Consider the following 12,319-nt stretch of genomic DNA (forward strand, 5'->3'; position numbering starts at 1 on the left):
CAGTACAACGTACGGCATTCGTCGCCCTGGCCAACGAACCGCGCGTCAGTCGTTGGCGATGTCGAAAGGGTCGGCGGGCGGCTTGCCGGTGTAACGCGCGTTCAGCGCAATGAAGCTGCGCGACACGTGATGCTCAAGGGCCAGCCCCGCAGCTTCGGCGTCTCCGGCGCGCACGGCTTCGAGCATCGCTCGGTGCTCGGCCTCGGAGTCCTCGGCCGGTTCGGGGGAGTCGAGCAGCAAGTCCCACGGGAATACTCTCCAGAGAGCATCGATCTCTTCGACCAGGCTGGGGATGCCGCAGCGCTCGTAGAAGAAGAAGTGGAAGCGCTTATTCAATTGGCGGACGGCATCCGAATCGTGACGGGCAGTGGCCGCGTTCAGTTCGTCGAGCAGCAGTTCGACCTGGCGCAGTTCGAGCGGCGAAAGCCGGATCGCCGCGCGCCGCATGGCGTAGCTCTCGGTGAGCCGACGAATAATATAAGTCGCTTTGGCCCGCTCGAAATTGATACCGGCCACCCGCACTCCGCGCCGAGGTTCGCTCACCACAAGGTTCTCGGCTTCGAGGGCGCGCAGCGCCTCGCGCACCGGGGTGATGCTGCTGCTGAACTGGCGGGCTAGTTCATCTTGGGGCAGCTTTGCGCCGCGGGGCAGATTACCGCTGAGAATCAGGCGCCGGAGTTCGTCGACGATCTGATCCCGCTTTGTGGGGGGCGCCTCGGTCATTCCCATCATATTTCCTTGCATTTTTCGCGGGGTGGCGGTCAAAGGCCTCACTCTATCCGAACCGCATCCACCGGACGAGGGGTAGATGCCTCCGTTTCAGAATGATACATTATTTAGAGAATCATGCATTTTATCGTCAGCGTTGAAGGTTGAATATGTCCCAGACTCTGCCCCTCGAGGGCATCACGGTGATCTCCTGCGAACACGCCGTGGCTGCTCCCCTGGCCACCCGCCACCTCGCCGACCAGGGTGCCAGGGTGATCAAGATCGAACGTCTAGGCACAGGCGATTTCGCCCGCAGCTACGACGAGACGGTGAACGGGCTGTCCAGCCACTTCGTCTGGCTCAACCGCAACAAGGAGAGCCTCGCCCTCGACCTGAAACGGCCAGAGGCCCTGGCGATAATGCACGAGCTGCTTGCCACCGCCGACGTCTTCGTGCAGAATCTGGCACCGGATGCGGCGGCTCGCCTCGGTCTCGGCGCCGCCGAGTTGCGCGAGCGCTACCCGACCCTGATTACCTGTTCCATCAGCGGATATGGCAGTAGTGGTCCCTACCGAGACGCTAAGGCCTATGACCTGCTGATTCAGAGCGAGGCCGGACTCGTGGCGATCACGGGCACCGCGGAGGCTCCCGCCAAGACTGGTATTCCGACGGCGGATATTGGCGCTGGCATGTACGCCCTCTCCGGAATTCTCACCGCCCTGTTTCACCGCGAGCGCACCGGTGAAGGGTCAGAGGTCGAGGTGAGCCTCTTCGATTCCGTGGTCGAGTGGATGGGCTTTCCCCTCTACTACACCGAATACGGCGGAACCGCCCCGGCCCGTGCTGGCACCAGCCATGCGTCGATCGCCCCCTACGGCACGTTCCGGGCCGGAGACGGCGTGGACGTCGTGCTCTCGGTGCAGAATGACCGCGAGTGGGCGTCGTTCTGCGCCGGTGTGCTGGAACGGCCGGATCTGATCAACGACGAGCGCTTCGCCACCAGCAGTGTGCGCCTAACCCACCGCACCGAGCTGCATGCCGTGGTCGATGCGGTCTTCGCCGCCCACGATGGGCCGGAGATGGAACGCCGCCTCGCCGAGTCGACGGTGGCCTTTGCACGTCAGCGCGAAGTGAAAGACGTCCTCACTCACCCGCAGCTCAGCGCGCGAAACCGCTGGCGCACCGTCGAGACTTCGGCTGGACAAGTGCGGGCTTTGCTCCCGGCCGTGACCGTGGTGGGCCAGGCGGTGCGCATGGACCGGGTGCCCGACGTGGGTGCCGACACCCGGTCGATCCTTGGCGCCCTCGGCTACAGCGCCGCCGCCATCGACGAGCTCACCGGCGCGGGCGTGCTGTGATGGCTGAGTTCAGCTATGTCGATCAGTTGCCGCTCGGCCCCACCGACACCCCGATGCGCCGCCTCGACGTGGCCGGCTACAGGGTGCGCGGCAGCGGAGAAGAGGCCGTGCTCGAGGTAGACCAGTCCGCGATCGAGGCCCTCGCCGATGCGGCCTTTCGCGACCTGGCCCACTTTCTGCGTCCCAGCCACCTGGCCCAGCTGCGCCGCATCATCGACGACCCGGAGTCCTCGGCGAACGACCGATATGTGGCACTCGACCTGCTGCAGAACGCCAACGTCGCCTCCGGCGGAGTGCTGCCCATGTGCCAGGACACCGGAACGGCCATCATCTCCGCCAAACGGGGCCATCGCATCCAGACCGACGGAACGGATGCTCGCAGCCTCAGCCACGGCGTCTATCAGGCGTACCAGGACCTCAACCTGCGCTACTCCCAGATGTCCCCGGTCGATATGTGGACCGAGGCGAATACGCAGAACAACCTGCCGGCGCAGATCGAGATCGGCCTCGGGCAGGGGCTGGAATACGAGTTTCTCTTCATGGCGAAGGGTGGCGGCAGCGCCAACAAGTCGTTCCTCTATCAGGAGACCAAGTCGATCCTCGACGAGAAGAGAATGCTCGAGTTCCTGAAGGCGAAGATCGAAAGTATCGGAACCGCGGCCTGCCCGCCGTACCATCTCGCCGTCGTGATCGGCGGAACCAGCGCAGAATTCGCCCTGAAAACCGCCAAGCTCGCCTCGGCCCACTATCTTGACACCCTGCCCGAGCAGGGCAGCGACGCTGGACACGGCTATCGCGACCAAGACTTCGAGCAGAAGGTGTTCGAGCTCACGACCCAGCTCGGTTTCGGCGCCCAGTTCGGCGGAAAGTACTTCTGCCACGACGTGCGGGTGGTGCGCCTGCCGCGCCACGGCGGCTCGCTGCCCATTGCGATCGCGGTGTCATGCTCGGCCGACCGTCAGGTCCTCGGCCGTATCACCCCGGAGGGGGTGTTCCTCGAAGAACTCGAACGCGACCCGGCCCGGTTCATTCCGAGCACCGGGCTGGCAGAAATAACGGACGCGTCGGCATCCGTTGCCATCGACCTCACGGTGCCCATGGCGGAGATTCGCGCCCAGCTCAGTGCCTGCACGGTGAGCATGCGGCTCTCGCTGACCGGCACACTCATCGTGGGTCGCGACATCGTGCACGCGAAGATTCGCGAGCGGATTGCGCGCGGCGAGGGCGTGCCCGACTACCTGCTCAAGCACCCCATCTATTACGCCGGCCCGGCCAAGACGCCGGAGGGAATGCCGTCGGGGTCGTTTGGGCCAACGACGGCCGGCCGCATGGACGGCTACGTGGCCGAGTTTCAGGCGCTCGGGGCCTCGCTGGTGATGCTCGCCAAGGGCAACCGCTCCGCCGCCGTCACCGCCTCCTGCCATGCCAACGGCGGGTTCTACCTCGGCTCGGTTGGCGGCCCCGCCGCGCGGCTGGCGCAGGACTGCATCCGCTCGGTCGAGGTCATCGACTACGCCGAGCTAGGCATGGAAGCCGTCTTCCGCGTGGAGGTCGAGAACTTTCCCGCCTTCCTGGTGGTCGACGACAAAGGAAACGACTTCTTCCAGAAAGACGACCGCACCTTCGTGGGGCTCAGCCCCACCCGCCTGCTGCCGTGATTGCTATGAAAGGCACCGACATGAGTACCGTCTCACACCGTCTCGCCGTCCACGCCGTGGCCGACCACACAGTGTCGCCCGAGCTTGCAGAGTGGATGCGGCTGCTGCTGCTCGACTACCACGCCATCACCGGCGGCGGGTTTCACCGCGACTCGGCGGTGGCTGCCCGCGCTGCCGTCGAAATATCGGAGCAGCCGACGGCCTTCTTCCCGGCCGCCCTGCACGGAGTGGATGGAGCTGGTAAGAGCGGCTTCGCCACGGTGGAAAGCGCCGCCCTGGTGAACGGCATCACCGCACACGGCCTCGAACTCGATGACACCTTTGAGGAGTCCTCGCTGCACCCCGGCGTCGTCATCTTCCCGGCAGTGCTCGCTCTCGCCAGCACGCGGCAGTCGCTCACCGGTGAGGTACTACGGGCCGCCATCGTGGGCTACGACGTGATGTGCACGGTGGGCGTGCTGCTCGGTGCCCGCGAGAGCTACGGGCGCGGCTTTCACCCCACGGGGGTGGCCGGCTGCCTGGGTGCCGCGGCGGCGGCGGCCCGGCTGCTCGGTCTCACGGTGGAGCAGACGGCGCATGCCCTCGGACTGGCGGCGAACATGGCGTCTGGTTCGCTCGAATTTCTGGCCGACGGCTCATGGACCAAACGGCTCAACGCCGGGCATGCCGCGGCCACGGGTATTCGCGCTGCGAAGCTCGCCGCCGCCGGATTCACCGCACCGGCCACGGCCATCGAAGGCCGAGACGGCTTTCTCGTGCAGTACGGCGCGGGCGTGGTCGAGGGCCGACAGCTGGCGCTCGAATTCGGCCGCAGCGCGCTCGACACCTCGATCAAGTTCTACCCCTGCTGCCGCTATATGCACGGCAACATCGATCTGCTGCGCGATATTCGCGAGCAGAACCCTGAGCTCGGCATCGACGATGTCGCACGCATCCGAGTCGGCGTGATCCGGGCCGGTGCCTCGCTCGTTTCTGAGCCCGCGGCACGCAAACTCGTGGTCAACACGCCGGTGGACGCCCAGTTCAATATGCCGTTCGGCGCGGCGGTCGCGCTCGCAACCGGGCGCGCCACTGTCGACCAGTTCGACGACGCACCTGCCGTGGCCGCGGAGCTCATGGAGTGGATGGAAAAGGTCGAGTGCTATCGCAGCGACTCGCTCGAGGCCGCATTCCCGGCTCGGTGGCAGGCCGAAGTGCAGGTTGTGCTCCGAAACGGAACCGTGATCGAGAAGAGCGAAAATTCCTTCCGTGGGGCGCCGGGCGACCGGGCAACCTGGGCCGACATCGTGCAGAAGGCGGAAGGGCTGATCGGGGCGCCCGCGGCGAAGGCACTGGCCGCAAGCGTGTCCGAGCTCGACGACTCCACAGTGCTCGGCGGAGGCGTAGCAGTGCCCAGAGATACCCTCACTGCCTCTCGTGCGTAAGTGATGCGCCGGCGCGAGTCGGGCTCCCGTGCGGTGGTGCTCGCGGCGGGCGCCACCATCACTGGCGGGCTGCCGGTGTTCTTGCTTGGCGCCCTGTTCGTGCAGATCCAGCGCGATGTGCCGGCCCCACAGTGGGTGCTCGGCGCGGCGGTGGCCAGCTACTGGGGTGCGGCCGCGGTGATGTCCCTGCTGGCCGGCCGGCTCGTGTCGTGGTCGGGCATACGCTCGGCAACCCTCCTCGGGTTGGTCGTCGGCGCGCTGAGCCTCGCGGGCGCCGCATTCTTAGTGCCGTCGTGGGCCTGGCTGCTGGTGTGGGCTGGAGTGGGTGGGGTGTCCAATGGCATCAGTCACCCGGCGGCGAATCAGCTGATCAACCTGCGGGTGCGGCGCGGCATGCTCGCGACCGCGTTCGGTATTAAGCAATCGGCGATCCCGTTCTCCGCGTTCCTGGCCGGGCTGGCCGTGCCCGCGCTCGCGCTCACCCTGGGGTGGCATTGGGGATTCGGTCTGGCGAGCCTGTTCGCGCTCGCGGTGGGCGTGCTGTTCTGGTGGTCGGTGCCGCGCGGGGAGCTCTCGCGCCATCGACGAGGCGGCTCACACGTGCCGCTGACGCCGGCGCTGATGAAGTACCTGCTGCTGATGACGAGCGTCACCACGCTCTCCGCCGCGGCCACCGGCGCCGTCACCGCGTATGCGGTGATCACCGGCATCGAGCGCGGCCTGCCGCTAGCGTGGGCGGGCATCCTCTTGAGCGTAGGCGGTTTGCTCAGCGTCACCGTGCGCGTCATCGTGGGACGGATCGCTGATCGGGCAAACAGCAAATTCGCGCTCGCGACCGTGGCCACCATGATGTGTGTTGGCGGCGTGGGGGTGCTGCTGATGGCCGTCGACACCCAGTGGACCTTCGTGGTGGGCATGCTGCTGGCTCTCGGCATTGGCTGGGGCTGGCCCGGACTCACCCACTTTGTGGTGTCCCGCGTGGCCGGTCCGGCTACGCCAAGCGCGACGGGCATCATGCAGATCGGTACGTACGTCGGCAGCGGTGCCGGCCCGCTAGCATTCGGCCTCCTCTACACGGCGGTGCCCGAGGTCGCGCTGTGGATCATTGTGGGCGCCGTGCAGATTGTGGCCGGATACATCGCCGTGGTGCTGGCTCGAACCACTCCGCCCCCGGTGCCCGTGGCCTGAGCACTGTACTTTTCCACACTGTCAAAGGAGACATTATGACCACACTGTTCATCGGCCTCGGCAAAATGGGCGACCCGATGGTTCGTCGCTACGCGCCCGGTCGTGACGTGTTGCTCTACGACGTGGATGCGGCGGCGAGCGCCACGCTCGCCGCCGCGGTGGGCGGTCGGGCACTGGCCGGGCTCGAGGAGCTTCCGGCGGGCATCCGCACGGTGATCCTGATGCTCCCCAACAGCCGCATCGTCGAATCCGTCGTGGTAGCGCTGCTCGCCCAGCTCGAGCCCGGTGCCCTCGTGATCGACATGGGCTCGTCAGAGCCGGCGAGCACGCAACGGCTGGCCGCGCAGGCCGCTTCCGCCGGGATCGCGTTCGTGGATGCCCCGGTGTCCGGCGGGGTGGCAAAGGCCAGCATCGGGGAGCTGTCGATCATGGTGGGTGGGCTCGCGGCTGATCGGGAGCGGGCGATGGAGCACCTGGCTCCGCTCGGCACCCGCATCACCGTGGTGGGGCCGAGCGGGTCGGGGCACGCCGCGAAGGCGCTCAATAATTTGTTGTCGGCCACCAATCTCGCGGCTGCGGCCGAGATCTTCACGGTGGCACGCAGCTTCGGCATCCACGCTGCGGTAATGCTGGACGTAGTGAATTCGTCGACCGGGCGCAGCCAGGCCACCGAGGTGAAGTACGCCAAACACGTATTGAACGGCACGTTCGATTCCGGTTTCTCGCTCGACCTCATGCTCAAGGACGTGGCGATCGCCCAGGCGCTCGGTGCCGGAATGAGCACGCCGATCACGGACACGACCGTGGGGGTGCTCGCCGAGGCCCGCCGGGTGCTCGGTGACCCCGTGCCGTCAGACCACACTGTGCCCTTAGACCACACCGAGGTCGTGCGTTATGTCGAAGTCGTCAACCAGGTCGAGCTTCGATCTGAAATGAAGGAGTGAATCATGTCTGAGAACCCGCAGGACTACATCGACGAGATGGCCCGCAAGCGTGGTTATGTGCTCGATTACCACAAGGTGATGGCGAAACAGGATTTTCCAGTGCTGCAGGCCGCGAACCACCTGGTGTCGGCCGCGTACCTCGACCAGCGCACCCTGGACCGGCGCACCAAGGAGCTCATCTTCATCGTGAGCCTCACGGTGATGCGCGCGGCGAAGGGGCACATCCAAAGCCACATCAGGGTGGCTCTGGACCTCGGGGTGTCGGCGACCGAGATTCTGGAAGCGATCGAGATCTCGCTGCCCGAGGCTGGAATCGTAGCGTTCCAGGGCGGGTTCGAGGCCTGGCGCGAGGTGGTCGGTGCCGACGGCATCGAGCCGACCGTGAGCGTGCACGAGGGTGGTTCGGGCGCCGGCGCCTAAGAAATGTGGCGCATTCAGATCTTCACCCTTCCCAAACGAACTATCCAAACTCGGAGGTAACCCCATGACCATTCCCACCCACCGCATCGCCGTCATTCCCGGCGACGGAATCGGCACCGAAGTGATGCCCCCGGCACAGCGCCTGCTCGAGCTGGCCGGCCACCGTTTCGGGTTCGCCTTCGAATGGCAAAATTTTGACTGGAGCTGCGAGTACTACGCCCGCACCGGCGCCATGATGCCCGCCGATGGCATCGAACAGCTCGCCGAGTGCGACCAGATTTTGCTCGGCGCGGTCGGGTTTCCCGGTGTACCAGACCACGTCTCGCTGTGGGGCCTGCTCATACCCATCCGCCGCGCCTTCCAGCAATACATCAACCTGCGTCCCATCAAGCTGCTCCCGGGCATTGAAAGCCCACTGCGCAAGGTGCCCGCCGGGGGCATCGACTTTCAGGTGGTGCGCGAAAACAACGAGGGCGAGTACTCCGAAAGCGGCGGTCGCCTCTACCGCGGCCTGCCGCAGGAGGTCGCTATTCAAGAATCGATCTTCACCCGATTCGGCGTGACCCGAGCCATGAACTATGCCATCAACCTCGCCGAACAGCGCGAGGGACGACTCGCCAGCGCCACCAAGTCCAACGGCATCATTCACACCATGCCGTTCTGGGACGAGATTCTGCGCGAACTCGGGCAGGAGCATCCGTTGCTGGAGATCTCGGAATACCACATTGACGCCCTCGCAGCCTTGTTCGTGCTGGACCCGGGCCGCTTCGACGTAATTGTGGCCTCCAACCTGTTCGGCGACATTCTCACCGACCTCGGCGCGGCCATCATCGGCAGCATCGGCATCGCGCCCTCGGCCAACCTCAACCCCGAGGGCGAGTTCCCCTCGATGTTCGAGCCGGTGCACGGCTCGGCACCGGACATTGCCGGTCAAGGAAAGGCCAACCCGCTCGGTCAGGTCTGGGCGGCGTCGATGATGCTCGACCACCTCGGCCACCCCGAAGCGGGCGCCGCGCTCGTCGACACCATGGGCCACGTGCTGCTCGAAACGGATGTGCGCACTCCCGATCTCGGCGGACGCGCCACCACCGAAGAGGTTTCCGACGCCCTCGCCGATGCATTCGCTACCGTGACCGCCGAGGCTGTGCTGCGATGAGAATCGTCGACGTACGCGAAGAAACCATGCCGATCAGCTCGCCGATTCGCAACGCCTTCATCGACTTCAGCAAGATGACCCTGAGCGTGGTCGCCGTTGTCACCGACGTCGTGCGCGATGGCCGCTCGGTCGTGGGCTATGGCTTCAACTCCAACGGGCGTTACGGCCAGGGTGCCATCATTCGCGAGCGTCTGTTGCCGCGCCTGCTCGAGGCCGACCCGGTCGACCTGCTCGACCCGGTGCGCGACAACTTCGAACCGGAACGCATCTGGAACACCCTGATGGCCAACGAAAAGCCCGGCGGGCATGGTGAGCGATCCGTCGCGGTGGGCGCGGTTGACATGGCCGTCTGGGATGCCGTGGCCAAGATCGAGGAGAAGCCGCTGTTTCAGCTGCTGGCCGAGCGTTTCGGTACGGGAACGCCCAACCGTGAGGTCTTCGTCTACGCCGCCGGCGGCTACTACCAGCCCGGGCGCGGCCTCACCGGCCTGACCGATGAGATGCAGAGCTATTTCGACCGCGGCTACACCGTAGTGAAGGCCAAGATCGGCGGAGCGCCGCTTGCCGACGACCTGCAGCGCATCGAAGCCGTGCTGGGCATGCTTGAACCGCATCAGCGGCTGGCCGTAGACGCCAACGGTCGTTTCGACCAGGCGACCGCCGTGGAATACGCTCGGGCGCTCTCGCAGTACGACCTGTTCTGGTACGAAGAGCCCGTCGATCCCCTAGACTTCGAGGCGCAGGCGGCGGTTGCCGCCGCATGTGACAAGCCCATCGCTACCGGCGAGAACCTGTTCTCCATGCAGGACGCCCGCAACCTCATTCGCTACGGAGGCCTGCGACCCGAGAAAGACTGGCTGCAGTTCGACTGCGCGCTCAGTTACGGGCTCGTGGAATACCTGCGCACCCTCAATATGCTCGAGCAGAACGGATGGTCCCGCTCGCGCTGCATCCCGCACGGCGGCCACCAGATGTCCCTCAACATCGCGGCCGGCCTCGGCCTCGGTGGCAACGAGAGCTATCCCGACCTGTTCCAGCCCTTCGGCGGTTTTCCTGATGGATCGGAAGTAGTAAACGGCTTCATCACGATGCCGAACCTGCCCGGGATCGGCTTCGAGGGAAAAGCCGACCTGTACTCGGTCATGCGGGCGCTGGGGGAGCCTGCGCTCGCGTTGTAGGGAACCGGTCGGGCGGAGGCTTGCTCGGCGATCCGCGGGGGGACCCGACGACGACCGGCTGGCTCATTCCGAGAGCGCTGATGGTCAGGCGCGCCCGGGTAAACCCGCTCAGTGCACCAGCGCCAGCAGCAGCGCGACGGATATGAACAGCAGGCCGAACGTGCGGTTGAGAATGAGCTGGCCGCGAGTGGTGTTCGTGAAGCGCTGGAACGATCTCGCCGCCACCGCGAAGAACAGCCACATCACGACGATGTCGATCAGTACTACGCTGACGGTCAGTGCGAGATATTGGGGGCGCGGCGGCTGTTCCGGCTGGATGAACTGCGGCATGAACGCGAGGAAGAAGACGAGAGCCTTGGGGTTGAGACCCCGGCCAAGTCCCGGCCGGCTGCTAGCGAAGCCGCCTTCGGCGGTACTGCCTAGTCGCGGCCAAACAGGTTGCCGAGTGCTGAGAGACCGGGGATCTCAAAGTTCGACCCCAGATCGGACACCTGCTCGCCGAGGCCGGTCGCGTACTCGCCCGCCCCGTCGGTGACGCCCTGGGTGACTCCCTCGAGACCGCCGGTGATGCCGTCGAGTCCGCCGGTGACGCCCTCGAGACTGCCGGTGACGCCGTCGAGTCCGCCGGCGAGGCTCTCAAAATCGACGCCCAATCCCGCCGCCTGTTCAAGGAGGGGCCCGGCCACAGTGCTGAGCACCGCGCCACCGGCGATGGCGGCGAGTAGCCCGCCGGCACCGATCCCGACAGCGGCGACACCCGCTCCGGCAAGTGCGCCGGCAGCTCCTCGGCCGGACGGTTTGGCGAACAGTTTCTTCAGGAAGCCGGGATTCTGGGCTTCGCCGCGGGTGGCCGATCGGGCCAAGTCGTCCGGGCTGGTCGATGCCGGATATTCGTTGGCGGGCAGCTCTGCGCGCAACTGAGCGTTGACCTCGTCGCGTTGCGCCGGCGTGAGCCGCGCGAACGCGTCGCGGTGAACCTGCTCGAGCTGCTGCGGCTGCGCGGTCTGCAGCAGGTAGTCGTAACGGGCGATGGCCGCGCGGTCTTGGGCGTTCACGTTCGAACCAGCAATGGGAGCGGCGCTGCGCTGCACGTTGTTCGCCGGGGGCTTGCTGCCTCCGGTGACCTTGTCGGCTGCGGTGCGCACCATCTCGCGCCAATCCGTCTTGCCTGACCCGCCGGAGGACGGCTGCCCTTTCTGTTCAAGGGCTTTTGCTGCCATGCTCAGAATGCGCTGGAAATTGCTCATTGGGGGCCCTTCGGTTTGGCTGGGGTTTCTATTGTGCCTAGCCGCGCCTGAGCAAAGCCTCCCAGTCGTCCCGCAATCCGACGACAAGCGCTCCGACGCCGAGCGCCGCTGTATCTGACCCATCCCGACGTAAAAAAAGCCCCGCCAATCTGTGAGGACGGCGGGGAGCAACAGATCGTGAATAGAGTGATTGACAATAAAATGTCAACAGATGCAGGGCGGTCAGGGACGCGAGTCAATCGGCGTTCCCGTAGACCGGTATGGCGCAGGCCGCTTTGCCGTACCCCGCGCGTTCGATGAGCCCGGTAGCCAGCAGGCGCTTTCGGTAGTAGAAGACCACCCTTGTGTATCTCCCAAGTTCGACTGGCAGCATCCCGCCGGAGTCGGCCCCGACATGACCACGACTCGGTTGGTCGGGCGGTTCAGGGCTCCGCGTGCCGAAACAGCTTCGCGGCTTGCCGATCAGGCCGGGCTTGTAAGCATCAGTTTCAATGAGCTGGCCCAGTACCCACCGGCGGAACGTGTCCTTGCCGATAGGTTCGCCCGCGATCGCGGAGTGCAGCCGCAACAGCTCGGGTAGCGTGAATTCCGGGCCGAGAGGCCGCTCGGGGTCGAGAGCGGCGCGATACGACGCACGCAGAGTGTCAACCGCCAGTTCGATGATTTTAGCGGCTGGCCCTCGAAGCCCCCGTCCGGCTCACCGGGCAAGGCTGGGACAGCGGCCCAATCTCGCTGGAATACGAGCTCAGCGAGGTCCAAGCGGTCTCGGAGCAGTCGGGATCGAAGTGCTTTCAAGGAGGGGCGGATCCACTGCAATTGACCGGCCACTCCGGAAGGGCAAGGAGCCCGACCCGACTTCGACGATTTCGGTGCTTTCACGCAGCGACCGACGGGCCGTATTTCTGACGAACACCATGGACGCCTGGTACTTCGAGCTGCAGAAGAAAGCGAAGAAATTGCCTGACATCGGTCAAAGTTTCTGGCGAGTCGACGTTATCGTCAGACCGGTTGGTATCTTGGGTACCTTCCGGCGCTCGA

11 protein-coding genes and 1 pseudogene are annotated in these 12,319 nt (G+C 65.6%); 8 read left to right on the forward strand and 4 right to left on the reverse strand.

Features of this window, described 5'->3' with window-relative positions:
- Positions 1-45: 45 nt before the first annotated feature.
- A complete protein-coding gene (locus E3T41_RS15620) occupies positions 46-723 on the reverse strand; it encodes a GntR family transcriptional regulator (protein ID WP_194087756.1) in 678 nt (225 codons plus the stop codon).
- A gap of 155 nt (positions 724-878) precedes the next feature.
- On the opposite strand from E3T41_RS15620, the gene E3T41_RS15625 reads away from it, so the two are divergent.
- The 8 genes from E3T41_RS15625 to E3T41_RS15660 all read left to right on the forward strand — a co-directional run bounded on the left by E3T41_RS15625 (position 879) and on the right by E3T41_RS15660 (position 10,034).
- Positions 879-2,066, forward strand: a complete 1,188-nt coding sequence (locus E3T41_RS15625) for a CaiB/BaiF CoA-transferase family protein (protein ID WP_092448843.1) — start codon at positions 879-881, stop codon at positions 2,064-2,066.
- The gene (locus E3T41_RS15630) at positions 2,066-3,724 is read left to right on the forward strand and encodes a FumA C-terminus/TtdB family hydratase beta subunit (protein WP_092448842.1); all 1,659 of its coding nucleotides are present in this window, start codon (positions 2,066-2,068) and stop codon (positions 3,722-3,724) included. The genes E3T41_RS15625 and E3T41_RS15630 overlap by 1 nt, the downstream gene beginning before the upstream one ends.
- 20 nt (positions 3,725-3,744) lie before the next feature.
- Entirely contained in the window at positions 3,745-5,148 is a 1,404-nt protein-coding gene (locus E3T41_RS15635) for an MmgE/PrpD family protein (protein WP_092448841.1), read from the forward strand.
- Between the two features lie 3 nt (positions 5,149-5,151).
- The gene (locus E3T41_RS15640; protein ID WP_241991210.1) at positions 5,152-6,336 is read left to right on the forward strand and encodes a CynX/NimT family MFS transporter; all 1,185 of its coding nucleotides are present in this window, start codon (positions 5,152-5,154) and stop codon (positions 6,334-6,336) included.
- Between the two features lie 35 nt (positions 6,337-6,371).
- Positions 6,372-7,280 (forward strand): NAD(P)-dependent oxidoreductase, encoded by a 909-nt coding sequence (locus E3T41_RS15645; RefSeq protein WP_092448839.1) that lies wholly within the window; start codon positions 6,372-6,374, stop codon positions 7,278-7,280.
- Positions 7,281-7,283: 3 nt separating this feature from the next.
- Entirely contained in the window at positions 7,284-7,700 is a 417-nt protein-coding gene (locus E3T41_RS15650; protein ID WP_092448838.1) for a carboxymuconolactone decarboxylase family protein, read from the forward strand.
- Between the two features lie 64 nt (positions 7,701-7,764).
- The gene (locus E3T41_RS15655; protein ID WP_174775305.1) at positions 7,765-8,856 is read left to right on the forward strand and encodes a tartrate dehydrogenase; all 1,092 of its coding nucleotides are present in this window, start codon (positions 7,765-7,767) and stop codon (positions 8,854-8,856) included.
- Entirely contained in the window at positions 8,853-10,034 is a 1,182-nt protein-coding gene (locus E3T41_RS15660; RefSeq protein ID WP_134479316.1) for a mandelate racemase/muconate lactonizing enzyme family protein, read from the forward strand. The genes E3T41_RS15655 and E3T41_RS15660 overlap by 4 nt, the downstream gene beginning before the upstream one ends.
- Before the next feature lie 108 nt (positions 10,035-10,142).
- Here E3T41_RS15660 and E3T41_RS15665 read toward each other — a convergent pair.
- The 3 genes and pseudogenes from E3T41_RS15665 to E3T41_RS18035 all read right to left on the reverse strand — a co-directional run.
- Positions 10,143-10,400: pseudogene (locus E3T41_RS15665) on the reverse strand (LysE family transporter); the annotation flags it as partial.
- Positions 10,401-10,453: 53 nt separating this feature from the next.
- On the reverse strand, positions 10,454-11,281 hold the full coding sequence (locus E3T41_RS15670; RefSeq protein WP_134479317.1) for a hypothetical protein: 828 nt from the start codon (positions 11,279-11,281) through the stop codon (positions 10,454-10,456).
- A 235-nt stretch (positions 11,282-11,516) separates the two neighbouring features.
- Positions 11,517-11,849, reverse strand: coding sequence for a hypothetical protein (locus tag E3T41_RS18035; RefSeq protein ID WP_166791593.1), 333 nt, complete (start codon positions 11,847-11,849; stop codon positions 11,517-11,519).
- Between the last annotated feature and the right edge of the window lie 470 nt (positions 11,850-12,319).

The sequence above is a fragment of the Cryobacterium sp. Hh38 genome (assembly GCF_004403235.1).
Classification (GTDB): domain Bacteria; phylum Actinomycetota; class Actinomycetes; order Actinomycetales; family Microbacteriaceae; genus Cryobacterium; species Cryobacterium levicorallinum.